Source organism: Mesorhizobium sp. 113-3-9 (assembly GCF_016756515.1).
In the GTDB taxonomy this organism is placed as follows: Bacteria; Pseudomonadota; Alphaproteobacteria; order Rhizobiales; family Rhizobiaceae; genus Mesorhizobium.
This window is the reverse complement of the sequence record NZ_AP023246.1, coordinates 1184466-1209232: the sequence shown is the minus strand read 5'-3', so window position 1 is coordinate 1209232 and position 24767 is coordinate 1184466. Positions and strand designations below refer to the sequence as shown.

The following is a 24767-nucleotide window of genomic DNA, read 5'->3' as shown; positions in this document are numbered from 1 at the left end:
TGGGCTGAAGTTTGGCGGCGCATCCTCGCTTCAACGCGCCGCAAGGTTCAAGGTTGCGGCCGGCTTCCCGTCAGAACTTGTCCTCTTCGGTCGGCACCAGGATTTCGCGTTTTCCCGCATGGTTGGCCGGGCCGACAATGCCTTCCTTTTCCATCTTCTCGATGATCGAGGCGGCGCGGTTGTAGCCGATGCCGAGACGGCGCTGGATGTAGCTGGTGGATGCCTTGCCGTCGCGCAGCACCACGGCCACCGCCTGGTCGTAGGGGTCGTCGGAATCCTCGAAATTGCCGCCGCCACCACCGCCGGAACCACCCTTGCCTGACGGCTCGTCGTCGTCCTCGTCGTCATCCTCGGTGATGGCGTCGAGATATTCGGGCACGCCCTGCAGCTTCAGGTGCCCGACGATCTTCTCCACCTCGTCGTCGGAGACGAAAGGACCGTGCACGCGCTGGATGCGGCCGCCACCGGCCATGTAGAGCATGTCGCCCATGCCGAGCAGCTGCTCGGCGCCCTGCTCGCCCAGAATGGTGCGGCTGTCGATCTTCGACGTCACCTGGAAGGAGATGCGGGTCGGGAAGTTGGCCTTGATGGTGCCGGTGATGACGTCGACCGACGGACGTTGCGTCGCCATGATGACATGGATGCCGGCGGCACGCGCCATCTGTGCCAGGCGCTGCACGGCGCCTTCGATGTCCTTGCCGGCGACCATCATCAGGTCCGCCATTTCGTCGATGATGACGACGATGTAGGGCATCGGCTCGAGGTCGAGATTCTCGGTCTCGTAGATCGCCTCGCCGGTCTGACGATCGAAGCCGGTCTGCACCGTGCGCGATATCTTTTCGCCTTTTTTCTCGGCCTGCTGAACGCGGGCGTTGAAACCGTCGATGTTGCGCACGCCGACCTTGGACATCTTGCGGTAGCGGTCCTCCATCTCCCGCACGGTCCATTTCAGCGCCACCACCGCTTTTTTCGGATCGGTGACGACGGGCGTCAAAAGATGCGGGATGCCGTCATAGACGGAAAGTTCGAGCATCTTCGGATCGATCATGATCAGCCGGCATTCCTGCGGCGTCAGCCGGTAGAGCAGCGACAGGATCATGGTATTGATGGCGACCGACTTGCCCGAGCCGGTGGTGCCGGCGACCAGCACGTGCGGCATCTTGGCGATGTCGACGATGACGGCCTCGCCATTGATGGTCTTGCCCAGCGCCAGCGCCAGCTTGGCCTTGGTCGTCTCGAAGTCGCGGCTGGCCATGATCTCGCGCAGGTACACCGTCTCGCGCTTGGCATTCGGCAATTCGATGCCGATGGCGTTGCGGCCGGGCACCACGGCGACGCGGCAGGCGATCGCGCTCATCGAGCGGGCGATGTCGTCGGAAAGGCCGATGACGCGAGACGATTTGATGCCGGGCGCGGGTTCCAGCTCATAGAGGGTGACCACCGGACCGGGGCGTACGGCGATGATCTCGCCCTTGACGCCGAAATCCTCCAGCACGCCTTCGAGCAGGCGCGCGTTCTGCTCCAGCGCGTCTTTCGACAGGCTCGGGTCCTTCGCCACGTTCTTCGGTTCGGACAGGAAATGCAGCGACGGCATCTCGAACGTGTCCGAGCCGATCAGCGAGGTCTGCGCCTCACGCTGGACGCGCGCGCCGGGCACGGGGCGCGCCGCCGGAGCCGCGACACGGGTCGCCGCATCGGAGCGGAAGTTCTGCACCTTGGCATTCGGCGTGGCGCGACGCTTGACCGGCTCGTCGTCGAGATCGACATCCTCGTCGCCATTGTCGAAACCGGCATCGAAGACATCGTCATCGTCCGGATCGACGGAAACGCTGCGGTCATTGACCATGGCGGCAAAGAATTCCGGCTCGACGCGGGCGCGACCATCCGGGCTCATGCGCTGCTCCGCGAATTCGGCCGATTCGACCCGTTCGGCGGCGCGGCGCCATGCGGTGGAGCGCTGCTCCATCTCCGGCTCATACTCCTCCCGCTCCTGCCTGCGGCGTACCGCGCGGCGATGCTTCCAGGCGCGCAACGAAAGCCACCAATGCGTGATGGCGCCGAGCGCCAATATGCCCTCGTCGCCTTCATCCTCGTCATTGTCGAACAGAAGATCGTCCTCGCGCGGGTCCGCGGCCGGTTCTTCCATCACGGCGAAGCCGTTCTTGCGCCCGATCAGCGCCGAGCCATAGGCGAACAGCCAGAGCGCGGGTGCCGCGAGCAGAACGGCGAGCACGCTGGCGATCAGTCCCGTCGGGTAGCCGCCGATGAGGATGCCGGGAATCTTGAGCACCATGTCGCCGAACACGCCGCCGAGGCCGGTGGGCAGCGGCCAGGTCTTGGGTGGAACGATGCAGCCGGCGATGGCGGCGGCAAGCAGCGCGAAGCTGAACCAGAACAGCCCGCGCTTGGGCAGCCTGTCGACACCACGCGCCGAAAACAGGAGGTACCCCCAGATCACAGCCGGGACCAGCGCGGCAACCGCGGCAAGGCCGAAGAACTGCATGGCAAGATCGGAGAACACCGCGCCGGCATAGCCCATGGCGTTGGTGACGGTGTTGTTGGTGGCGTGCGAGAAGCTTGGATCGGCAACGTTCCAGGTGGCGAGGCTGGCAATCCCGAAGGCCACCGCCAGGAACATGCCGGCACCGACCAGCCGGCCGACCTGGCGCCGCGCGAAAGCCTGGATGCCGTGCCCCGTATCGGCCAGCGCGAGCGGTGCTGAAGCCCCTGAACGCATGCTCTTCCCCGTCAGATTGCCTGGCCAGAGCGCATGACGCACTCCGGCAGATTCGGAGGTCAGACTAGCCGTGGGAAGGTTAAGGCCGCATTAACCATGGCTTTTTACCGATGCCGCCCCGCGGACAGGAATGGCGGGCCGCGAAGCCCGCCATTCTTGTCTTGAAACATCGAAGCGATCGGGGCCTTCCGGACCCGATCCCGCGCGATCATTTGTGACCGGCGTACATCATCAGGTTGGCGCAGAATTCGGCATGAGGCTTGCTCATCGCCGCGTCCTGGCACTCCTTCATCATCGTGTCCTGCTTGTCCTTGGCCGTCGAGGCCCAGGCTGCCTTGAAGTCCGCTTCCGACTTCATGGTCTTCATGCCGGAATCGGTGAAGAACGGCGCCATGTTGTCAGGCTCGTCGAGCGCGCCAGCAAGTGCAACACCGCTGAGCATCGACAGAGCCAGCGCTCCCAGGAAGATGTTCTTAATGTTCATCAGTTGGTTCCTTCCCTGTTGGTTAGCGAGCGTCGGAACGGCGCTCGCTAACCCCAGTACGGAGCCGGGAAGCCCTATGTTTCTTCCCTTTGGTCGATCACGCGAACGTGATCATTCCGAAAAACGATTCCTCCTTCATCTTTTCGAAGCGTACGATTTTCCAAAAAAAGAGGCCCGAATTGCTTCGGGCCTCAATGCGTGAGCCTCTTTCGAGAACGTCACGACGGGATCTCTGGAGCAACTCCGGTGAAAACCGAACCGTGGTCTTCAGGTGGAAGTTGCGTGAAATATGGGGCCGGCGGGAGGAGGATCCGCCGGCCCCTTGGCGAGGCTGGCCTTACGGCACCACTTCGCCATGCTGGGAGATGTCGAGGCCTTCGACCTCTTCCTGGGTCGTCGGACGCAGGCCGACCAGCGCCTTGACGATGTAGAGGATCACGAAGGTGGCGATTGCCGTCCACAGGATGGTGAAGACGATGCCGTAGAGCTGCTTGCCGACGGACGCACCCGACGACAGGCTGTTGATCGCCGGATCGGCGAGCAGGCCGGTCAGCAACGCACCAACCACACCGCCGACGCCATGGACGCCGAAGGCATCGAGCGAGTCGTCATAGCCGAACATGTGCTTCACCTTGACCGCCGAGATGTAGCAGACCACGCCTGCAGCGATGCCGACGATGAAGGCGCCGGTCGGGTTGACGAAGCCGGAAGCCGGCGTCACCGCGACCAGGCCGGCGACGGCACCCGAGATGATGCCGAGCACCGAAGGCTTCTTGGCGACAATCCATTCGGCGAACATCCAGGCAAGGGCGGCCGCCGCGGTGGCGACCTGGGTGTTGAGCATGGCGGCACCGGCAAGACCGTCGGCCGCCAGTTCAGAACCGGCGTTGAAGCCGAACCAGCCGACCCACAGCAGCGAAGCGCCGATCACCGAATAGACCAGGTTATGCGGCGCCATGTTGGTGGTGCCATAGCCTTCGCGCTTGCCCAGAACCAGCGCGCAGACGAGACCGGCGACACCGGCATTGATGTGGACGACCGTGCCGCCGGCGAAGTCGAGCACGCCGGCCGCGCCAAGGAAGCCGCCACCCCAGACCCAATGCGCGATCGGCGCATAGACGACCAGCAGCCACAGCGCCATGAAGATCAGCAGCGCCGAGAACTTCATGCGCTCGGCGAAGGCGCCGGCGATGAGGGCGGGCGTGATGATGGCGAAGGTCATCTGGAACATCGAGAAGACGAATTCAGGAATGTTCGCGACTCCCGGCGCCCACAGCGTCGAGGTGGTGATGCCGTGATGGAAGAATTTCGAGAAGCCGCCGAGATAGGCATTCATGCCGCCGCCGTCGGAGAAGGCCAGCGAGTAGCCGAACATGAACCACAGGATCGTCACCAGGCAGGTGATGGCAAAGCTCTGCATGATGGTGGCGAGCACGTTCTTCTTGCGCACCATGCCGCCGTAGAACAGCGCCAGGCCCGGGATGGTCATCATCAGCACCAGCGCCGTCGAGGTCAGCATCCAGGCGGTATTGCCGGTATCGAGCACCGGTGTGGGGGCGGCGGCCGGTGCGGCGGCGGCAGCGGCCGGAGCGGCTTCCTGCGCGAAGGCGGCGACGCTGCCCAATGCTGCGAGAGCAAGCGAGCCCAGAAGGGCCGCCCGTCCCGTCGTCTTCAAGGTGGAAGAAATATTCATTGAACTCTCCATTGGAATACGTGTTCGCCGCTTAGAGCGCGTCGGTGTCTGTTTCGCCGGTGCGGATACGCACCGCCTGGTCGATGCCGAAAACGAAGATCTTGCCGTCGCCGATCTGGCCGGTCTTGGCCGCGGCGGTGATGGCTTCGACGGCCTTGTCGACCGTGTCGGCACTGACCGCGACCTCGATCTTGATCTTCGGCAGGAAACTGACCGCGTATTCCGCTCCGCGATAGATTTCCGTATGCCCCTTCTGACGCCCGTAGCCTTTGACTTCGGTGACGGTCAGGCCTTGGATGCCGACGGCGGTAAGCGCTTCGCGTACCTCGTCCAGCTTGAACGGCTTGATGATTGCCATCACGATTTTCATAAGGTTTCACCCTTTGCTGTTGCGGTCCCCCGCGTTTGCACGACTTCACCGATCCCAAGGAGCCGGAGAGTGCCCCCAAGGATTCAAGCTCCGTGCCAAGTGCCGAAGCAGCGTGTTAACCTATTGTAAACAAAGGGAATGGAGTGACCGAGGTCAGCGGGCGCCGGTCCCTACGGCGCGCCACATGCTCAAAATTTGTGCAATTTTTCTGTTTTGCCTATTTTGCCGGCTTTGAGCATGGCGCGAAAGGGAGGAGCCCGGTTTTCTCGGACAAACGGTTTTCGTTTGTCCAGTCATCCTGCTCAAACAAGACTCGCAATGCTCAACGCTTGAGCCGGATCAGGCCTTCCTGGGCCATCGAGGCGATCAGCGTGCCGTCGCGGGCATAGAGGGTGCCGCGGCTGAAGCCGCGCGATCCCGAACTCGAAGGGCTGTCCTGCGCATAGAGCAGCCAGCCGTCGAGCGAATGCGGCCGGTGGAACCACATGGTATGGTCGAGGCTCGCCGCCTGGATATCGGGATCGAACAGGCCGCGCCCATGCGCGAAGGTCGAGGTGTCGAGCAGCGTCATGTCGGAGAGATAGGCGAGCAGCACCGATTGCAGCGCGCGGTCGTCGGGAACCGGCCCGGCAAGACGGATCCAGACATTCTGCCGGGGCGGCAGCTTGTCGCGGCTCTCATAGTGCTGGAGATTGACCGGCCTGAGCTCCAGCGGCCGCTCACGCGCCCAGAAACGGCGCACCGCCTCCGGCACACGTTCGGCCTTTTCGAGCAGCTGCCGCTGGGTCTGCAGGCCCTCCGGAGGCGGCACGTCATCGGGCAGCGCGAATTGATGCTCGAGCCCCTTTTCATCGACCTGGAACGAGGCTTCCAGCGAAAAGATCGCCTGTCCGTGCTGGATCGCCAGCACGCGTCGCGTGGTGAAGGAGCCGCCGTCGCGGATGCGGTCGACCTCGTAGACGATCGGCACCTTGATATCGCCCGGCCGCATGAAATAGCCGTGCAGCGAATGCACGAAACGGTCCGGCTCGACCGTGCGCTGCGCCGCCACCAGCGCCTGGGCGATGGTCTGGCCGCCGAACACGCGCTGCCACTCCACCTGGGGGCTGCGACCACGATACAGATTGTGTTCCAACCTCTCGAGGTCGAGAATGCGCAGAAGCTCGTCCATGGCCGCCGTCATTTTTGTGACCTCGCCGCAAAATTGCTATGGCGGTTTCCGACAGGAAGGACGAGCCGTCAAGGGCGCAAGCCCGGTCGGTGCGCAAGGAGCCAGGACAATGGAACGCAAGGCGGACGCCAAGATCAGATCCGGGCTCGATGTTCTCGTTGCCGGCGCCGGCTATGTCGGACTGGCCGCAGCCGTCTCGCTGAAGCAGGCGCGGCCGGGTCTTGCCGTGGCGTTGGTCGATGCCGCGCCGGCCGGCGTCTGGCAACGCGATGGCCGCGCATCGGCCATCGCCGCCGCAGCCTGCCGCATGCTCGACCAGCTCGGCGTCTGGGCCGAGATCGCCCCGCAGGCGCAGGCCATCACCGAAATGATCATCACCGATTCGCGCAGTTCCGATCCGGTGCGCCCCGTCTTCCTGACCTTCGGCGGCGAAGTGGCGCCGGGCGAGCCCTTCGCGCACATGGTCGCCAACAAGGCGATGAACGGGGCCTTGCGCGCCAGGGCCGAGAAGCTCGGCATCGACATTATCGAAGGCGTCGCGGTGCAGGGTTTTGAGACCAGCGGTGCCGGCATCACGGTCCATCTGGCCGACGGTGCGACGCTGACGGCGCGGCTGCTTGTCGCTGCCGACGGTGTCAATTCGAAGCTGCGTGACATGGCCGGCATCAAGACAGTGAAATGGGAATACGGCCAGTCCGGCATCGTCTGCACGGTGGCGCATGAGCGGCCTCACAATGGCCGCGCCGAAGAACATTTCCTGCCCGCCGGACCCTTTGCCACGCTGCCGCTGAAACCCGACGAGGACGGCACCAACCGTTCGTCGATCGTCTGGGTAGAACGCACGGAAGATGCCAAGGCGCTCGTGGAAGGCGACGATCTCGTCTTCGAGCATGAGCTCGAACAGCGCTTTGGCCTGAAGCTCGGCGAGATCCGTGTCGCCGACAAGCCGCGCGCCTGGCCGCTCGGCCTCAGCATTGCGCGCGCCTTCGTCGCGCCGCGCGTAGCCCTTGCCGGCGACGCCGCCCACGGCATCCACCCGATCGCCGGACAGGGCCTCAATCTCGGCTTCAAGGATGTGGCGGCACTTGCCGAGGTGATCGTCGAGGCCGACCGGCTCGGACAGGACATCGGCGCGCTCGACGTGCTGGAGCGCTACCAGCAGTGGCGCCGTTTCGACACGGTGCAGATGGGCGTCACCACGGATGTGCTGAACCGGCTGTTTTCCAACGACATCACCCCACTGCGCACCGTCCGCGACATCGGCCTCGGCCTCGTCGAGCGCATGCCGCGCCTGAAGGAGTTTTTCATCCGGCAGGCCTCGGGACTGTCGGCCAGTACGCCGAGGCTGCTGAAGGGCGAGGCGATCTGAGCCTCTCGCCAGCACCCGACTTCGTCATCCACGGGCGAAGCAGGAGCGAAGCTCCGTCGCGAAGACCCGAGGATCCATGCCGCGACCTTGGTCGTAGGGTGCGGCGGAGCAGAATTCTGCACCGTGGCGGCGCTTCCGAGTCCCGGCATGGATCCTATGGTCTGCGCCGCGTCGCTTCGCTCCTTGCTCCGCCATAGGATGACGACGCAGCGGATGTTTGGCGCCAATCGTCGGGCCGGCGATCTCAATTCACTTCAAAACCCAGCTTCTGCCGCAGCCTCAGCATGCGCTGGTCGGCGATCTCAAGGCGCTTCTCGCCGCCTTGGGCCGCACGGTTCACCATCTGCAGCAGGTCGTTTCGTTCAGATACGTCGAGGCGCTCGCGCAGGAACGGCGCCAGCTTGTCGATGACGACAGTGGTGTCGTCGATCTGTGAGGCCGCCCACTTGGCGTAGATCACCGCCTCGTCGGTCTTCTTCTTGTCGGCGATCTCGGAAATGACCGCTCGGATGACGGCCTCGCGCCGCGGCAGGACAGGCCCACTCTCGGAGACGATCGATGTGATCAGCGTCGCGGCGGCCACCACCGGATCGTCGATTGCCGTCAGCGGCGACAGGGCCGCCTGGTTGCGCAGCTTCTTGCGCCTGATGTTGCCTTGCACGCGCCCGACGACATCGGCGACCTCGCGCGCGGCGTCGTTCATGGCCTTCATCCGGTACCACCAGAACGCCGCCGCCCCGAGCACGCCAATGACAGCAATCAGGAACGGCATGTCGAAATCCCCCCAGGAATCCGACGGACGATAAGAGAACCGCCGCGTTGCTTCAACACGCAAGAGTTGCCGCTGGCGAAGAAAAACAATTTGCGGCTGGCGTAGCCTGGGCGACCGGACAAGCCGATTTGCGGGCCCGACCGCCAAGGCCAAGCGCCGCCTATGACCCGGGTATGTCATAGATCGCCCTGACCTCGATCGTGCCGAGTTCGGCCAGCGGAATATCGGCGGCGATGTCCAGCGCTTCCTCGAGAGTGTCCGCCTCGATCATGACGAAGCCAAGCAACTGCTCCTTGGTTTCGGCGAAAGGGCCGTCGGTGACAAGGCGCTTGCCCTTGCGCCGTCGCACCGACTTCGAGGTCTTCACCGACTGCAGCGCCTGCGCGATGATCAGCTTGCCCTGTTGATCCAAGGACCTGTCATAGGCCAGCGAATCGGCGTCGAGCTTGGCTCCGCGCTCCACGGTCAACGCATGAAGGTCTTTTTCCTCACCATAGACCAGACAGACATATTTCATTGCGCGCTCCCGTGCCGCGAGGAACCATAGGATGCGGCGACGAGCGTGTCAGCCGTGCCGTCGACCGCGGCGATGTGGTCGAGAAGGCATGCCGCGACGCCGATGACGGCAACAGCCGCCAGCAGCCTGCCGAAGCCGGCCGCCGGCGGATCGAGCCATAAATCTTCCTGTCGCCCAGCCTTATGGCCTGGCCCCTTCCACAACGCGAAAAACAGATTGTCCATGTGAACCTCCATCCGGCCACAAATCCCATGGCCGCCCCCAGGACGGCCGGGCTGGATGGAAGTCGACATTTTCGCACGCGCTTTTTTTCAGGAAAAATCTCGGCGCGACACCAATGTCGCGGTTTCCGTTGCGATCGCGCGGTGGCCTTCCCCCGCGCCCGCGCTATAGTTGGCTGGAACGCCGGCGCCGGGCCGGCGCAATCGAGGCCAAGGAGGACTTCATGGACCGCACCGCAACCGCCGTCTGGAAAGGCAATCTGAAAGAAGGCAAGGGCACGCTCGACAGCCAGAGCGGAACCTTGAAAGGAACGCCCTATTCGTTCAAGGCGCGCTTCGAGGATGAGAGCGGCAAATCCGGCACCAATCCGGAAGAGCTGATCGCGGCTGCCCACGCCGGCTGCTACGCCATGCAGCTTTCGCATTTCCTGGCCGAGAACGGCACGCCCGCCGCCGAACTCGACGCCAAGGCCGTGGTGACCCTGGTCCCCGGCACCGGCATCACCGGCAGCGCGATCACGCTCGTCGGCAAGGTGCCCGGCATCGATGCGGCGAAATTCAAGGAATTGGCCGAGAAGGCCAAGGCCGAATGCCCTGTCTCCAAGGCTCTCGGCGCTATAAAAGTGTCGCTCGACGCCAGGCTTGGCTAGGGGCAATTCCTGGAAAGGTGTGAAACGGTTTTCCCGGGAAGGCGCGCAGCGCTTTCCCTTGGGAATTGCGTCAGGCTGGCGTTTCGCGTTTGAGGATCAACCCTTCAACGCCGCCGCCCGCACATCGGACGGCGTTGCATCGTAGCGGCGCCGGAACGCCCGGTTGAAATAGGACAGGTCGTTGAAGCCGGCCTCGAAGGCGATCGCGGTGATGCTGCGGCCTGAGTGGCGCGGATCTGACAGCATGCGATGCGCGCGCAACAGGCGCTGGCCGAGCATGAAGTCCGATAACGACGTCCCCTCACCCTCGAACAGCTTCCGGATATAACGGGCTGAAAGGCGGTGACGGCGGGCGATGTCTTCGGCCGACAGGCCGCCATGCCCTCCATGGGCCACAATATCGGCCTTGATGGCGCGCAGCCGCGCCACGCGCACGCCTCGCCCGCGCGCGATTTCGGCCGCCTCCCGGGTCGCTCCCATGGCCAGCGCCACGAGATCGAACATATGCGCGGTCGCCAGATGCCAGGTCTCCGGCGACAGCGCGTCGCCGGCATCCTGGAGCGACTGCACATAGTCGAGCAGCAGCCGCATCGCCCCGCCGCCGGTCGCCAGGGGCTGCATCAGGGCTCGCGCCGGATCGCCGATCAGCGGTGAAAGTTCTCTCAGCGAAAAGCTCATATTGACGAAGCGAAAGCCGCCGGGCTGGATGACGTTGAGGCCGACCTCTTCACCGCTCATCATCAGCGCCTGGCCGTTGCCGACCGCCTCCTCGCGGCCGCGATGCTTCATGACGCTCGCGCCATCGAGAGCCGCCAGCAGGATGAGATCGTCGCTTTCGATCAGCGATGTCGAGTGATGGACGCGGAATTCCGAGGAGGTGCCGGTGGCGATGCCGAGACCCGGCAGGGCGCGCACCTTCATGTCGACCTGGGTGGGACCGAGCGGATCGAGGTCGACCTTGAGCACCGTGCGGCCATAGACCTCGCGCATGACCTCGATACGGTCCCGCTCGGGAACCATGTCGGTAATCAGTCGAAACGAGGCGGTTGACCCCATCATCGCCGTCATCGGCCCCCCCATGCCAGAGCGCGCATATGCGCCGTGACCCCGAAAACGTCAATACAGGGCCGTCTGGGCCGTTTTTAGGGCCGCTGCGTCCAAGCTGGCCTCATTCCCCGGACCTAGTTTGCGGCGCGCTTCCGACCCGGAGGGCGCAAACCGAAACAACCACAAGGGGGTTCGATGTATCATTTGCAGCTGTTCAAGACCCTGTCGGGTCTCGCTTCGGCGGGCTTCAATCCACGCGTCTATCTGCTGTCCATCGCTCTCGGCGGAACCGTTGCCGACCACCGCGACCTGAAGCGGCCGCCGCGCACCGGGGAGCGTCGGCCATGAGGCCGGCAACGAGCGCGCGCAATACGCTTCTCCGCCGGCCAGCGGCTCGACGCGGGCACGCAGCCTCGCGGCTTCAACCGCCCAGCGCGTCAAGCCTGGCGCGAAGTGCGGCGACTTCCTGCTCCAGAGCCTCCAGCCTCGCTTCCAGGTCGGAGTGAGGCAGGGCCGGCGCGCTGCGCTGCGCCGATAGCACCGCGACGTCCACCGGGCCGGCGAGAAGATGCACGTAACGGTCCTCGCGCTGGCCCGGCCCGCGCGGTATTTCCTGGATCAGCGGCGGCCGGCGGCCGATCAGCATATCGAGTTCACCGCGCAGGTCTTCGATCGACGAAAACCGCGCCATGCGCTCGGCTCGGGCCAGAAGCTCGTGCGCCGTCTGCGGTCCGCGCAGCAAGAGCAGGCCGAGCAACGCGCTCTGCGGCGTGGTCAGCGAGAAGCGCTGTGCCATCTGATGTTCATAGCGCTCGACGCGCGAGCCGAACATCTGCCGCACAAGCCCCTTCTGCTCGAGCAGCTTCAATGCCCGGTGCACCTCTGTCTGCTCCAGCGCCATCACTGGCTCGCGCGCCGTCTTCTGGTTGGCGGCGGCAAGTGCTGCGTTGAGCGTCAGCGGGTAGACATCAGGCGTCAGCTCCTTCTTCTCGATCAGGCAACCGAGCACGCGCGCTTCGACGGGATTGAGGATAGGAAGGTCTTCGCTCATGAAAGTTGTTCAGCCTCCCGGCGGTAAAATTCGGTTGCAAGCGCATATTTGCGCGCCTGGCGGGTCTCATCCCTGACCGTCGCCGCAAGGTTCATTTCGTGGTGACCATAGCGCGCTTCGAGATAGTGCGCGATTGCGGTCGGGATGAGACCGGACCCCATCTCCCGCGTCTGGCTTTTCCGCTCGATCAGGCCGCGGATTTCCTCTGCTGCCGGCGCCGGCACGTCCGTCTGATCCAGGCATTGGCCGAGATTCATCGGCGGCAGGCTGGCAAAGTCGCGCTGTTCCATCCAATCCAGGGCAACCAGCGGGCGGATCAGATAGAACAGCTTCTTCAGCTTCACCTCGCCGGAAAAACTGCCGATCTTGGCGACATGCGAACGCGCCAGGCCGAGATAGTGATGCGATACCTTTCCTGGATCGACGATCTCGCCCAGCAGGCCGAGAAGGCGCGCGCGGAATCCGGCGACTTCCTCATAGACGATTGGTGACTTTGCCCATTCGACGATGACCGCGTTGCCGCCGAGCGCCAGAAGCAAGGCCTTGCGCAGATCCCAGCTACCGGCATCGATCTCGCCTTCGATCGGAAACTCGATCACGTCGCGCGGCTGTTGCAGCACGAGGTGATCTGTTATCGGCCGGATGTAGACGAAGCGGCAGTCGTAGTCGCTGTCAGGCGAGGGGAAGCCCCAGGCGCGGCTGCCGCTTTCGATGGCGAACAGGATCGTCACGCCTTGGGTCCGCACCAGATCGAGCCGCACGCGGATCGCCGCGGCGGCCTCGGGCGAAAAATCAGCGGGCAGCGGCCATTTCATCCAATGCCTATAGCCGCCACCGGATGCGCCGTTCAACCGTCATTTTCGCGGTTGCTGTCGTCACCGCCTGTCGTCGCCAGGCAAGGTCGCGGCCGAACCGGCCCCCACGGCGGATGCTGGCGGGATCAGCGGCGTTACCATCCGGCCCTCCTCCGCCTTGTAGAAATACTGGCTGGCCACCAGCCATCCCTTCAGCGGCCGCAGCGGCGGGATGCAGGTCAGAAGCATGAATGGCAAGGTGGTGAACAGATGCACCCAGTAGGGTGCTTCGAAGCGCACCTCGATCCAGAGCGCCAGCACCACGCTCGGCACGCATGCGAAGCAGATCACGAAGAAAGCCGGGCCATCGGCGGGGTCGGCGAACGAATAGTCGAGCCCGCAGACCTCGCAGCCCTTGCGCAGCTTCAGGAAGCCCTCGAACAGATGTCCCTCGCCACAGCGCGGACACCGTCCTCTTATGCCCGTCTCAATCGGTGAGAGGGGAGGCCATTCGCGATCCTGAACCATTTTGTTTTGCCCTTGTCTGCGGCGCGTGCATGGAGACCCCTGCCCCTTCGCGGTCACTCGCCCGCGTGTGACGGCATGAACTTGCTGGTCTCCACAGCGTTATTGATTGCACAATGTATGTGGTATGTATGCATACATTGTCAAGAGCAATCCCTACAAGATCAAACCACCATCGACGATATGGCCGGTGACTGCGACAGAAGGTCCGCAACGACCCGCAGGCTGTCACGCAGATCGTCTTCGTTCGCGGCCGCGCCAAGTCCCAGGCGGACAGCCTCGGGCGGCGACGCGATGGCGAAGGCATCGCTCGCCACCACGCCGATGCCGGCCGAGCGCAGGCGCGCGGTGAATTCGCCCCGCGTCCAGGGACCGGTCAGCCGCAGCCATGCGTGGAAACCCTGCGGGTCGGCCTGTCCGAAGCCGGGCGGCAGGATGGCGGCGGCGATCGCCTGCCGGCGACGCGACTCCTCGCGGATCGCGGCAAGCACCGCGTCCGCGGTTCCCTCCTCGATCCAGCGCGTCGCGATCGCGGCCGTCAGGGGGGAGGCCATGGAGGCGGTCGCCCTTATGGCGCCCGCCACCCTAGCGGCAGAGCGGCCGTCCGGCAGCACGAGATAGGCAATCCGCAAGGCTGGGGACAGGCATTTCGCCAGGCCCGCGACATGATAGACGAGATCCGGCGCAAGCGCGGCCAGCGGCGGCATGGGGTCGGCCGGCAAGGCGCCATAGGCATCGTCCTCGATAATGGGCACCTGATGGCGGCGGGCAATCTCGATGAGGGCCTCGCGACGGCCGAGAGGCAGGGTCGCGGTGGTCGGATTGTGCAGGGTCGGCGTGCAATAGAGGGCTTTTGGCCGATGTTCCGCGCACACCGCCTCGAATGCTTCGGGAATGAGCCCATGCTCGTCGATCGGCACGCCGACGAGATTGATCCTGAGATGCGCGGCCAGCGACCGGAAGCCGGGATAGGTCAGGGCCTCGACGCAGATCGTCTCGCCGGGTCCGGCGAGAACGCCGGCCAGCGCCAGCAGCGCGCCCTGTGCTCCCGGGCAGACCAGAAGCCGCTCCGCCGGAATGGCGCCGAGCCTCGGTGAAAGCCAGCGCGCGCCAGCGGCGCGGTCACGCGCGGTTCCCCCGGCCTCCTGGTAGCGCAGAAGCAGGCCCAGCCCGTCACCCGCCCGCAGATCGGCAATTCCATCCCACATCCGTGCGACCAGCCCGGCATCCTCGAACCGGGGGGGCAGGTTCATGCTCATGTCGACAAGGCCGGTCGAGGCACCTCGCCCCTCGGCCGGTCGCCGAGCCCGGACATAGGTGCCCTGCCCGACCCGCCCGTCGATCAGACCGCGCTTGCGCGCCTCGGCATAGGCGCGGCTGACTGTGGTGAAATCGATGCCCAGCGCATCCGCCAGCGCGCGTTGCGGCGGCAGTCTGAAACCGCCGGCCAGCCGGCCCGAGGCGATATCGGCCGACAGGGCATCGGCAATGGCGAGATAGACCGGCCCATCGCCCTTGCGGATGGCCGGCATCCATGAAGCCTGATTGTCGTCCATTGTCTTCGCCTCGTGATCCAGATGTATGGATATTGTATGTCACGATGGACGAATGCAAGGCCCCGACAATTGGCTGGCAACGGGAACACTGCCGGCGACCGGACGATCCGACCTTGCCGACACGGCAGCCCGCCCCTAGGACGGCAAGATAGTCGGTGTCAGACGCGCCGCTCGACCATCATCTTCTTGATCTCGGCGATCGCCTTGGCCGGGTTGAGGCCCTTGGGGCAGGTCTGCGCGCAGTTCATGATGGTGTGGCAGCGATAGAGCCGGAACGGGTCTTCGAGATTGTCGAGCCGCTCGCCCTTGGCCTCGTCGCGGCTGTCGATCAGCCAGCGATAGGCCTGCAGCAGCGTCGCCGGGCCGAGATAGCGGTCGCCGTTCCACCAGTAGCTCGGGCACGAGGTCGAGCAGCAGGCGCACAGGATGCATTCGTAGAGCCCGTCGAGTTTCTCGCGGTCCTCGTGGCTCTGCAGCCACTCCTTGGCCGGCTGCGGCGACACCGTCTTCAGCCACGGCTCGATCGAGGCGTGCTGGGCGTAGAAATTGGTGAGGTCGGGCACCAAGTCCTTGACCACCTGCATATGCGGCAGCGGGTAGACTTTTACGGCGCCGGAAATGTCGTCGCAGCCCTTGGTGCAGGCGAGCGTATTGGAGCCGTCGATGTTCATGGCGCAGGAGCCGCAAATGCCTTCGCGGCAGGAGCGGCGCAATGTCAGCGTCGGATCGATCTTGTTCTTGATCCAGAGCAGCGCGTCGAGCACCATCGGCCCGCAATCGTCCATGTCGACGAAATAGGTGTCGATGCGCGGGTTCTCGTCATCGTCCGGCGACCAGCGGTAGATGCGGTATTCCCGCAGGTTGGTGGCGCCCTCCGGCTTCGGCCAGGTCTTGCCCTGCTGGATCTTCGAGTTCTTGGGGAGCGTGAGTTCGACCATTACCTCAGGTCCTTTCGGATGACGAGCTTCAGCCCGGACCAGATTTCATTCACTGCGGCGACCTTGACGTCGACAAGGTCGCGCTTCAGCGCTTCAGTGCGCACGACACCTTCGGTGACATCGGTCGGCACTTTTGATGCCTTTTTCGGCCAGGACACCCAGACCATGCCGTCACGCTTGATCGCCGCCTCGACATCGCCCAAGCGATTCTCGATCTCGGCGCGCTGCCTGGTGAAGGCGTGGACAGCGTCGTATTTGAGAGCAACGCCGGAAATGCCGGACCAATCGGCCAGCCGATCGACTCCGGCAAAGGCGACGGCGTCCGTCAGGCCGTCGAGTTCCGGCGGCAGCGCGATAAAGGCCGCGGTCATGCCGTCCTTCAGGCCGAGCTTGGCCGGAAGAGGCGTGCCGGAATATCCCGTCGCCGCCAGCGCCATCGTCAGTACACCCTGGCCTTGGGCGCGATCTTGGCGAGGTTGATGCCGCCGTCCTTTTCGGCCAGCAGCGGCTCGGTGTGCACCGGCCGGTAGCTGAGCGTCACCTTGCCGTCTTCGCTCAGCTTGGCCAGCGTGTGCTTGCGCCAGGTGGCATCGTCGCGCGCGGAAAAGTCTTCCCGCGCATGCGCGCCGCGGCTCTCCTTGCGCGCCTCGGCGCTGTAGACCGTGGTGATGGCATTGGCCATCAGGTTCTCCAGTTCCAGTGTCTCGACCAGGTCGGAATTCCAGATCATCGAGCGGTCGAAGACCTTGACGTCCTTGAGCTCGCCCCAGATTTCCGAAATGCGCTTGCAGCCGTTCTCCAGCGATTCCTGCGTGCGGAACACGGCAGCGTCTTCCTGCATCGCCTTCTGCATCTTCTCGCGCAGCACCGCCGTCGGCGTCGAGCCATTGGCATGGCGCAGCCCGTCGAAGCGATCCATGATCTTCTCGACCGAGGCTGCGTTGGGCGAAGGGATCGCCGCCTTGCGGTCGATGACCTGGCCGGCGCGGATCGCCGCGGCGCGGCCGAACACCACCAGGTCGATCAGCGAGTTGGAGCCCAGCCGGTTGGCACCGTGCACCGAGGCGCAACCAGCTTCGCCGACCGCCATCAGCCCGGGCGACACCTTGTCGGGGCTGCGCGTTGTCGGGTTCAGCACCTCGCCCCAGTAATTGGTCGGCACGCCGCCCATATTGTAGTGCACCGTCGGCAGCACCGGGATCGGCTCCTTGGTCAGGTCGACGCCGGCGAAGATCTTGGCCGATTCCGAGATGCCGGGCAGCCGCTCATGCAGCACGGCCGGATCGAGATGGTCGAGATGCAGGAAGATGTGATCCTTCTTCTTGCCGACGCCACGACCCTCGCGTATCTCCAGCGTCATGCAGCGCGAGACGACGTCGCGCGAGGCAAGGTCCTTGGCCGACGGCGCGTAGCGCTCCATGAAGCGCTCGCCTTCGGAATTGACGAGATAGCCGCCCTCGCCGCGCGCGCCTTCGGTGATCAGGCAGCCGGCGCCATAGATGCCGGTCGGATGGAACTGCACGAATTCCATGTCCTGCAGCGGGAAGCCGGCCCGCGATGCCATGCCGCCGCCGTCCCCGGTGCAGGTGTGGGCCGAGGTGGCCGAGAAATAGGCGCGGCCGTAGCCGCCGGTCGCCAGCACCACCATCTTGGCCGAGAAGCGGTGGATGGTGCCGTCATCGAGATTCCAGGCGACGACGCCGGTGCAGGTACCGTCCGGCTCCATGATCAGGTCGAGCGCGAAATACTCGATGAAGAACTGCGCGTTGTTCTTCAGCGACTGGCCGTAAAGCGTGTGCAGGATGGCGTGGCCGGTGCGGTCGGCGGCGGCGCAGGTGCGCTGCACCGGCGGGCCTTCGCCGTAGTTCATCATGTGGCCGCCGAACGGCCGCTGGTAGATCTTGCCCTCTTCGGTGCGCGAGAACGGCACGCCATAGTGCTCGAGTTCGTAGACCGCCGCCGGTGCTTCGCGCACCAGATATTCCATGGCATCGACATCGCCGAGCCAGTCCGACCCCTTGACGGTGTCGTACATGTGCCACTGCCAGGAATCAGGCCCCATATTGGACAGCGAGGCGGCAATGCCGCCTTGCGCCGCCACCGTGTGCGAGCGGGTTGGGAACACCTTGGTGATGCAAGCGGTGCGCAGGCCCTGCTCGGCCATGCCGAGCGTGGCGCGCAGGCCGGCACCGCCGGCCCCGACCACCACCACGTCGAACTTGTGGTCGACAAAGGTATAGCCTGCCGTGTTGGCTGATTTCGCGTCCTTGGCCAACTCAGCCTCCGAATGCCAGCTTGAGCAGGGCGAAGATCGAGGCGACGCCAACCGCTACAGTGAAAAATGTATTGAGCGCGATGAGCGCCAGCTTCATGCCTTCGCCATGCACGTAGTCCTCGATGATCACCTGCATGCCGAGCCGCATATGGATAAGGCCGGAGACCAGCACCAGGGCCAGCACCAGGGCGACGAACGGATTGGCAAGCGCCGCGCGCACCTCCGCATAGCCGGCGCCGTTGAGCGCGATGAGGAACCCGACGAAGAACAGTGTCAGCGGAATGTTGGCGATGGCCGTGAGGCGCTGGCGCCAGAAATGGCCAGTGCCCTCACGGGCGGAGCCGAGGCCGCGGACTTTCGCCAGCGGCGTGCGCATGTCGGTCTTGCCACTACTCATGGTCAGGCTCCTCGCGCCATATAGCCGGCGACCCAGATCAGCAATGTGAGCAGGATCGAACCCGCAAGCGTTGCCCAGGCGATCCTGGAGGCCGTGTGCTTTTCGAGGCCGGCGCCGGTATCCCAGACCAGGTGGCGCACGCCGCCCAGCATGTGATGCATCAGCGCCCAGGTGTAGCCGAATAGGATGAGCCGGCCGAGCCAGGTGCCGAAAGCCCAGTTGACCCAGTCGAAAACCGGTTGCGAGCTTGCCGCCGCCATAAGCCAGGCCGCGACCAGCAGCGTGCCGAAATAAAGCGCGCCACCGGTGATGCGATGGATGATCGACATCGTCATGGTGATCGGCGGCCGGTACACGCTCAGGTGCGGCGAAAGTGGCCGTTCACGCCGGGCGAATTCGCGGGTGGCTGGTGATTTGCTCATGGCTCCCCCAGTTCGGCGTCTCTGGAGCCCCAGGTGGAAATGCGGCATTACCGCTTTCGGTTGCGACTTCGGACAGCCGGTTTCTAATGCTCTTTTTGCACCGCGTCAAAGCCAGAAAATCGTTTTGGAAACGTCATTTAGTCTGACAAACCGGCGGCCTTTCGCCTCAATCGATTAGAAGCCGGCACAGCGTTCGCTGCAGTGCGATAGGCCGCCGCGGTTTACGCGGGCCTCATCGCTTGCAGGTCTGTGGCGTGGAGCCCCTTTTCATCACCAGCGCCTCACGCCCGTCGATCACGATTGCGTCATGCGTCGCGGCCTCCTGGTAGCGGCTGGACTGGTTGGCGGGCGACGCCGCAAACTCCTCGGTCGCGCCGTCGGGCCCGACCACATGCAACGACGAGCCGAGGTTCTGGATGGTGATCATGCCGTTATTGCCGCATCTGTAGGTGGCCGTGCCGATGCCGGATCGCGGCGCGGTCAGATCGGTGGTGATCTTGGTCGCGGGCGCCGGGGGCGCCGCGGCCGCGACGGACTGCTGAGCCGGCGGGGGCGGGACGGTATTGGCCGCCTTCGGCGCGCCATCCTGCGGCACGCAGGCGGCAACGATACCGAGCAACGGGAAAACGGACACCCAAACCGTTCGGCGTAACGCCATATGCTGTCCTCCCGCGCGGCAGACTAGCCACGATGCCGCGCCAAGATCAAGGTTGCCCCGGCGTTACCCTCAGATCCATTCGATGCCGGCCGCGATGGTGCGGCCAAGCATGGCCGAATGATGGCCGCCGGGTTTTTGCCCAGACGGATATTAACCATGTTTATCGAGACATCGCCGCCAAACGCGCCGGCCTCTTAACAAAGGTTAAGAAAAGGTTAATTTCTGATTCGAGGAGGCTGTGCATGTCGATCCAAAGTGCGTCGGCGGTTTTGGGCAACGACATGCGTCCTATCAACCTCGAACACGGAGGACGCCATGCGTTCGAACTCTGGCAGATCGCGCCTTGCGGCGATCATCATGGCGGCTTCGGTTGCCGGCCTGGCTGTACCGGCGCTCGCCGGGACCCGTCATCAGGACCGCGTCTACGCCGATTCCTTCGGTAATCTCGTCATCGACAGCGCCGCCGGCTACAAGCGCATCCTCGTCGGTGAAGGCAGGCTGGCCAAGCAGCTGTCCGACTACACCAGTGCCGGCCAGCCCAAGGTGATCTACCAGAACGAATCCGACGAGATATCAGGCTACAGCGATTGCTACCGGCCGCCGGTCTTCGTCAAAGGCCGCAGCTACATGTACGGGCTGTCCGACGGCGAAATGCCCGAACTCAGCCCCTGCCGCTAGCGTTGGCTTCCGACGCGGCTGACACCCGTGCATCCGCCGGCCCGGCGGAAATGCGTACGCAGTCGCGACCGGCATTCTTCGCCTGATAGAGCGCTTCATCCGCGCGCCGCATGAGATCGGCAATCTCCTCGCCCGGATGAAGTTCGGCGACCCCGAAACTCGCCGTGCAGCGATTGTCCGTGGGCAGCCCTTCGATGGGCAGCGCGCCGAAAGCGCTGCGCGTGCCTTCGGCGAACAACCGGGCGGCGGCGAGGTTGGTCCCGGGCAGGATGATTGCGAATTCCTCGCCGCCGAGGCGGCCCGCGACATGGTGGCCGGCGGCGGCTTCGCGCAGGAAACCGGCAAAGGTCTCGATCACGCGGTCGCCGGAGGCATGGCCGAAACTGTCGTTGATGCTCTTGAAATGATCGAGGTCGGCGATGACCAGGGCGACCGGCACGCCTTGTCGCATCGCGCCAAGCACCGCGAGCTCGGCCTGGCGCGTGAAGGCACCACGATTGAGCAGTCCCGAGAGCGTGTCCGTCTCCGACCTGGACGTCACTTCGGCAAGCGCCTCACGAACCAGGATGGCCAACATCAGCAGCGCCAGCGCCAGGGCAAAGACAGTGCCGAGCGATTGTGAGACCAGCGCGTAGCTGCTTTGCAGATAGGCCCGCGGATTGGCCCCCCAGCCGCCGAGCGCATGCGCGATGAACGGCTTTGAGGCGAACAGCAGCACGCTGGCGGCCAGCACGGCCATCAGGAGACGATCGAGCCGGCCATGCCTTTGCCTCGACGACCAGACGATGGCCAGCCCGACGAATTGCATGACGGCATAGGGAAGCTGGTAGGCCGCCATGCGGGCCAGCGACTGGCGCGGCAGGTCCTGGACGAGATAGACGGTGATGGTGGCGGCGAGGAGGAAGAACAGCATCGCCGGCCATGGCGGCGTGACGCCGTATTTGCGCGCCAGTCCGGCATTGAAGGCTATTGTTGCGCCAAGGAAAACCGCGAAGGCCGTCACCACCGGCAGCCGGGCATCGGTGAAGGCGGGAATGCTGAATTCGATGGCCGAATAGGCCATGCCCAGGACATAGCTTGATGCAAACCATCGTGCCGGGGCGCGGCCGGCATCATGGAACGCGACCGCCATGAAGGATGCCGCCAGCAGGCCGGCAACCGACAGATTGATCAACAGGATGAAGTTGGCGCCGCTCATCTCTTTTCGCACCCCCCGAAAAGTGTGAACCGGTTTTCGGACGGCATCATGCTCTATCTCTTTTGAATTGGGGACGGATCAGACTTCAGGTCGATTCGCTCTGAAATCATCCGGCTCTGGACGGCTCCGGTACGAACACCGCCTCCGGCCGCTCGAAGGAAAGGCGCACACTGTCGCGGCCATTTTTCTTGGCCTTGTAGAGCGCTTCGTCGGCACGGCGCATCAAGGGTTCCAGCGCTTCCTCGCCGCTGCGGGCCGCCACGCCGAAGCTGGCGGTGACCTTGGTGCCGGCGGGGAGCCCGTCGATGCCGCCTGCCGAATAGAGTGTGCGCACGGCCTCGGCGAACAGCCGCGCGGCGGCGAGATCGCTCAGGGGCAAGAGCACGGCGAACTCCTCGCCGCCGATGCGTCCGGCCGCCCCTCGCGCGCCAGTAGCCGTCCGCAGCTTGGCGGCGAAATCGGCGATCACCCGGTCGCCGGCGGCATGCCCGTGCACATCGTTGAGCGTCTTGAAATGGTCGAGGTCGGCCAACACCAGTGCGACCGGGAACTTCGCCGCCGCGCAACGCTGCAACAGGAACTCGGCGCGTTCCTCGAAGCCGCGCCGATTGAGCAGGCCCGACAACGGATCGGTATGCGTCTCGGCCTTGAGCGCCTTCATCACGTCGAGTGCGGCGGCGGTGAACAGGCAAAGCGCGATCAGCAGCGACAAGAGCGCATGCGAGAGCAGTGCCGTCGTCCAGTAGGACGAACCGTAGAAACCATCATAGCTGGTGAACGGCCCGTGCGCGATGACGACGATCAAAGTGCGCACGAAGAAGTTCAGGCTCGACAGCAGGGACAGCAGGAACAGGATCTTCTCGGTTGGACCATTGTTGCGCACCGGCCGCAATTCGGCGGCGACCAGCAGGCTGATGCCACCGAAGGCAAAATTCATCGCCAGGATGCGCCAGGTGAGATCCGGCTCGACGAACAGGAACCAGCAAAATGACGCCAGGCCGCCGCCCGCCAGCACGCCGATCCCCACACGAGGCACCTTGCGGCCGTAGCGGGCGACGATGGCACCCGACAGGCAGCAGCCGGCGATGGTGAAGCAGATGTTGGACACCAGCTTGGTCAGCGCCATGCCGATGGGCAAGGTGAAATACTGGAACAGGAAGCCGGGTGCCGAAACACAGTAGCTGAACGCCAGCACGGCCAGATAGGGGCGGTGGCGCTGATAGGTCCATAGCACGAAGAAGGCCGCGCCGAGGGCCAGCGCGATCGTTGGATTGAGCAGCGCTATGAACAGGCCGGTGTCCAAAGGACCGTGACTTCCCCTCGTTTGACGTCGCGTAAGAGTGTAGAGGGCAAGCCCAAACAAGCGGTTAAGCCTGGAGCATGATGCCGAAAAGTGTGAAGCGGTTTTCGGACGACATCATGCTCTATCTCTTTGATTTAGAGGCGGATTCAGATTTCAGGTCGAACAGACCTGAAATCATCCGGCTCTAGGCGATTATGCGCGTTGCTCGGATGAAAAAGACCCCGGAACCGCGATGCGGTCCGGGGTCTGTCATACGTGGGAACGTGTGGACCGGCTGTTATTTCCAGTCGCGGATGTCGACGAAGTGGCCGGCGATCGCCGCCGCCGCCGCCATCGCCGGCGAGACCAGATGGGTGCGGCCCTTGAAGCCTTGCCGGCCCTCGAAATTGCGGTTCGAGGTCGAGGCGCAGCGTTCATGCGGCTTCAGCCGGTCGTCATTCATGGCCAGGCACATCGAGCAGCCCGGCTCGCGCCAGTCGAAACCGGCGGCCAGGAAGATCTTGTCGAGGCCTTCCGCTTCCGCCTGTTCCTTGACCAGGCCCGAGCCCGGCACGATCATGGCGTTGACGCGCGGATTGACGGTCTTGCCCTCGATCACCTTGGCGGCGGCGCGCAGATCCTCGATACGGCCATTGGTGCAGGAGCCGATGAAGACGCGGTCGAGCGTGATGTCGGTGATCTTGGTTCCCGGCGTCAGGCCCATATAGTCGAGCGCGCGCTGCTTGGAGGTGCGCTTGTTTTCGTCGGTGATATCGTCCGGGTTCGGCACGATGCCTTGCACGGAGACGACATCCTCGGGCGAAGAGCCCCAGGAGACGATGGGCGGCAGTTTCGCCGCGTCGAGCACGATCACCTTGTCGAAATGCGCGCCTTCGTCGGACTGCAGCGTCTTCCAGTAGGCGAGTGCGGCATCCCAGGCCGCGCCCTTCGGCGCGCGCGGCTTGTCCTTGACATAGGCGAAGGTGGTCTCGTCGGCCGCGATCAGGCCGGCGCGCGCGCCGCCCTCGATCGACATGTTGCAGATCGTCATGCGGCCTTCCATCGACAGCGAGCGGATCGCCTCGCCGGCATATTCGATGACATAGCCGGTGCCGCCGGCAGTGCCGATCTCGCCGATGATGGCCAGGATGATGTCCTTGGCGGTGACGCCTTCCGGCAGCTGGCCGTCAACGCGGACCAGCATGTTCTTGGCCTTGCGCTGGATCAGCGTCTGAGTCGCCAGCACATGCTCGACTTCCGACGTGCCGATGCCGTGCGCCAGCGCGCCGAACGCGCCATGCGTCGAGGTGTGGCTGTCGCCGCAGACGATGGTCATGCCGGGCAAGGTAAAGCCCTGCTCCGGGCCGATGATGTGGACGATGCCCTGGCGGATATCGTTCTCGGAATAATACTCGACGCCGAAATCCTTGGCGTTCTTGGCCAGCGCCTCGACCTGGATCCGGCTTTCCTCGTTCTTGATGCCGAACTTGCGCTCGGGCGAGGTCGAGACATTGTGATCGACCACGGCCAGAGTCTTTTCCGGATGCCGGACTTTTCTGCCGCTCAGGCGCAGGCCTTCGAAGGCCTGCGGGCTGGTAACTTCATGGACGAGGTGGCGGTCGATGTAGAGCAGGCAGGTGCCGTCGTCCTGGCGGTCGACGACGTGGTCGTCGAAAATCTTGTCGTAGAGGGTGCGCGGTGCGCTCATGTGCGTAAATCCGTCGATATGAGAATGGGAAAGAGCAGACGCCGGGCAGTTCCCGGCGCGACAACCTGAACAGGTTGGCCTAGGTAAGTCGGCTGGTCAGCGCGCCGGACACGCGCGCGGAGAAGCGCGACGGCAGGCGTTTTCTGTCCTGCAGCACGAACCCCTTGTAGGCCGGATCGCCAAAAAGCTCTTCCATGGCGTGGCTCATACCAATGTTTTGGCTTTTCGGCAATTGCGGCGTGGCGGTGCCTTCT

The 24767-nt window shown here is 64.3% G+C and carries 26 protein-coding genes; 4 read left to right on the top strand and 22 right to left on the bottom strand.

Annotated elements, in window-relative coordinates; all coding sequences use genetic code 11:
• Positions 1–70 precede the first annotated feature (70 nt).
• The 5 genes from MesoLj_RS05795 to tesB all read right to left on the bottom strand — a co-directional run bounded on the left by MesoLj_RS05795 (position 71) and on the right by tesB (position 6467).
• Positions 71–2737: an FtsK/SpoIIIE family DNA translocase gene (locus tag MesoLj_RS05795; protein WP_202325383.1), complete on the bottom strand. Its 2667-nt coding sequence runs from the start codon at positions 2735–2737 to the stop codon at positions 71–73.
• Between the two features lie 208 nt (positions 2738–2945).
• Positions 2946–3221 carry a hypothetical protein gene (locus MesoLj_RS05790; RefSeq protein WP_140776050.1) on the bottom strand — a complete coding sequence of 92 codons (276 nt, stop codon included), beginning with the start codon at positions 3219–3221 and terminating at the stop codon, positions 2946–2948.
• Positions 3222–3558: 337 nt separating this feature from the next.
• Positions 3559–4914, bottom strand: a complete 1356-nt coding sequence (locus tag MesoLj_RS05785; protein WP_202325382.1) for an ammonium transporter — start codon at positions 4912–4914, stop codon at positions 3559–3561.
• Between the two features lie 31 nt (positions 4915–4945).
• Positions 4946–5284 carry a P-II family nitrogen regulator gene (locus MesoLj_RS05780; RefSeq protein ID WP_010912291.1) on the bottom strand — a complete coding sequence of 113 codons (339 nt, stop codon included), beginning with the start codon at positions 5282–5284 and terminating at the stop codon, positions 4946–4948.
• Positions 5285–5606: 322 nt separating this feature from the next.
• The gene (tesB, locus tag MesoLj_RS05775) at positions 5607–6467 is read right to left on the bottom strand and encodes an acyl-CoA thioesterase II (protein WP_140776051.1); all 861 of its coding nucleotides are present in this window, start codon (positions 6465–6467) and stop codon (positions 5607–5609) included.
• Between the two features lie 97 nt (positions 6468–6564).
• Here tesB and MesoLj_RS05770 point away from each other — a divergent pair, with 97 nt between their 5' ends.
• Positions 6565–7824 carry a ubiquinone biosynthesis hydroxylase gene (locus tag MesoLj_RS05770; protein ID WP_140776052.1) on the top strand — a complete coding sequence of 420 codons (1260 nt, stop codon included), beginning with the start codon at positions 6565–6567 and terminating at the stop codon, positions 7822–7824.
• 244 nt (positions 7825–8068) lie between these two features.
• Here MesoLj_RS05770 and MesoLj_RS05765 read toward each other — a convergent pair whose 3' ends face one another.
• The 3 genes from MesoLj_RS05765 to MesoLj_RS05755 form a co-directional block, all read right to left on the bottom strand.
• On the bottom strand, positions 8069–8596 hold the full coding sequence (locus MesoLj_RS05765; RefSeq protein WP_202325381.1) for a hypothetical protein: 528 nt from the start codon (positions 8594–8596) through the stop codon (positions 8069–8071).
• Positions 8597–8756: 160 nt separating this feature from the next.
• Complete coding sequence (locus tag MesoLj_RS05760) at positions 8757–9113, bottom strand: YciI family protein (protein WP_140776054.1); 357 nt, start codon at positions 9111–9113, stop codon at positions 8757–8759.
• Positions 9110–9337 (bottom strand): hypothetical protein, encoded by a 228-nt coding sequence (locus MesoLj_RS05755; RefSeq protein WP_202325380.1) that lies wholly within the window; start codon positions 9335–9337, stop codon positions 9110–9112. Before MesoLj_RS05755 ends, MesoLj_RS05760 begins: the two co-directional genes overlap by 4 nt.
• Before the next feature lie 221 nt (positions 9338–9558).
• Between MesoLj_RS05755 and MesoLj_RS05750 the strand changes: the two genes are divergently transcribed.
• The gene (locus MesoLj_RS05750) at positions 9559–9984 is read left to right on the top strand and encodes an OsmC family protein (protein WP_010912297.1); all 426 of its coding nucleotides are present in this window, start codon (positions 9559–9561) and stop codon (positions 9982–9984) included.
• A 96-nt stretch (positions 9985–10080) separates the two neighbouring features.
• Here MesoLj_RS05750 and MesoLj_RS05745 read toward each other — a convergent pair whose 3' ends face one another.
• Positions 10081–11052, bottom strand: coding sequence for a helix-turn-helix transcriptional regulator (locus MesoLj_RS05745; protein ID WP_202325379.1), 972 nt, complete (start codon positions 11050–11052; stop codon positions 10081–10083).
• Positions 11053–11226: 174 nt separating this feature from the next.
• Between MesoLj_RS05745 and MesoLj_RS05740 the strand changes: the two genes are divergently transcribed.
• A complete protein-coding gene (locus tag MesoLj_RS05740; RefSeq protein ID WP_202325378.1) occupies positions 11227–11379 on the top strand; it encodes a hypothetical protein in 153 nt (50 codons plus the stop codon).
• A 73-nt stretch (positions 11380–11452) separates the two neighbouring features.
• On the opposite strand, the gene MesoLj_RS05735 is transcribed toward MesoLj_RS05740, so the two are convergent.
• The 10 genes from MesoLj_RS05735 to MesoLj_RS05690 all read right to left on the bottom strand — a co-directional run bounded on the left by MesoLj_RS05735 (position 11453) and on the right by MesoLj_RS05690 (position 19647).
• Positions 11453–12082, bottom strand: a complete 630-nt coding sequence (locus MesoLj_RS05735) for a YceH family protein (protein ID WP_202325377.1) — start codon at positions 12080–12082, stop codon at positions 11453–11455.
• Positions 12079–12933 carry a nucleotidyltransferase domain-containing protein gene (locus MesoLj_RS05730; protein ID WP_244735297.1) on the bottom strand — a complete coding sequence of 285 codons (855 nt, stop codon included), beginning with the start codon at positions 12931–12933 and terminating at the stop codon, positions 12079–12081. Before MesoLj_RS05730 ends, MesoLj_RS05735 begins: the two co-directional genes overlap by 4 nt.
• Before the next feature lie 24 nt (positions 12934–12957).
• Positions 12958–13404, bottom strand: coding sequence for a DUF983 domain-containing protein (locus MesoLj_RS05725; RefSeq protein WP_202325376.1), 447 nt, complete (start codon positions 13402–13404; stop codon positions 12958–12960).
• A 161-nt stretch (positions 13405–13565) separates the two neighbouring features.
• On the bottom strand, positions 13566–14957 hold the full coding sequence (locus tag MesoLj_RS05720) for an aminotransferase-like domain-containing protein (protein WP_202325375.1): 1392 nt from the start codon (positions 14955–14957) through the stop codon (positions 13566–13568).
• A gap of 158 nt (positions 14958–15115) precedes the next feature.
• Complete coding sequence (locus MesoLj_RS05715) at positions 15116–15895, bottom strand: succinate dehydrogenase iron-sulfur subunit (RefSeq protein ID WP_010912301.1); 780 nt, start codon at positions 15893–15895, stop codon at positions 15116–15118.
• Positions 15895–16332, bottom strand: coding sequence for a DUF3052 family protein (locus tag MesoLj_RS05710; RefSeq protein WP_202325374.1), 438 nt, complete (start codon positions 16330–16332; stop codon positions 15895–15897). Before MesoLj_RS05710 ends, MesoLj_RS05715 begins: the two co-directional genes overlap by 1 nt.
• A gap of 2 nt (positions 16333–16334) precedes the next feature.
• A complete protein-coding gene (gene sdhA, locus MesoLj_RS05705; protein ID WP_202325373.1) occupies positions 16335–18170 on the bottom strand; it encodes a succinate dehydrogenase flavoprotein subunit in 1836 nt (611 codons plus the stop codon).
• A 1-nt stretch (position 18171) separates the two neighbouring features.
• Entirely contained in the window at positions 18172–18567 is a 396-nt protein-coding gene (gene sdhD / locus MesoLj_RS05700) for a succinate dehydrogenase, hydrophobic membrane anchor protein (RefSeq protein WP_140776064.1), read from the bottom strand.
• A 2-nt stretch (positions 18568–18569) separates the two neighbouring features.
• A complete protein-coding gene (gene sdhC, locus MesoLj_RS05695) occupies positions 18570–18989 on the bottom strand; it encodes a succinate dehydrogenase, cytochrome b556 subunit (RefSeq protein WP_202325372.1) in 420 nt (139 codons plus the stop codon).
• A gap of 232 nt (positions 18990–19221) precedes the next feature.
• Entirely contained in the window at positions 19222–19647 is a 426-nt protein-coding gene (locus MesoLj_RS05690) for a hypothetical protein (RefSeq protein WP_202325371.1), read from the bottom strand.
• 315 nt (positions 19648–19962) lie between these two features.
• On the opposite strand from MesoLj_RS05690, the gene MesoLj_RS05685 reads away from it, so the two are divergent.
• A complete protein-coding gene (locus tag MesoLj_RS05685) occupies positions 19963–20325 on the top strand; it encodes a hypothetical protein (RefSeq protein WP_172347913.1) in 363 nt (120 codons plus the stop codon).
• On the opposite strand, the gene MesoLj_RS05680 is transcribed toward MesoLj_RS05685, so the two are convergent.
• The 3 genes from MesoLj_RS05680 to leuC all read right to left on the bottom strand — a co-directional run bounded on the left by MesoLj_RS05680 (position 20309) and on the right by leuC (position 24513).
• Complete coding sequence (locus tag MesoLj_RS05680) at positions 20309–21523, bottom strand: GGDEF domain-containing protein (RefSeq protein WP_202325370.1); 1215 nt, start codon at positions 21521–21523, stop codon at positions 20309–20311. The two genes, MesoLj_RS05685 and MesoLj_RS05680, sit on opposite strands and share 17 nt — an antisense overlap.
• Before the next feature lie 106 nt (positions 21524–21629).
• Entirely contained in the window at positions 21630–22826 is a 1197-nt protein-coding gene (locus MesoLj_RS05675) for a GGDEF domain-containing protein (protein WP_202325369.1), read from the bottom strand.
• A gap of 277 nt (positions 22827–23103) precedes the next feature.
• Entirely contained in the window at positions 23104–24513 is a 1410-nt protein-coding gene (leuC, locus tag MesoLj_RS05670; RefSeq protein ID WP_140776070.1) for a 3-isopropylmalate dehydratase large subunit, read from the bottom strand.
• Positions 24514–24767 lie beyond the last annotated feature (254 nt).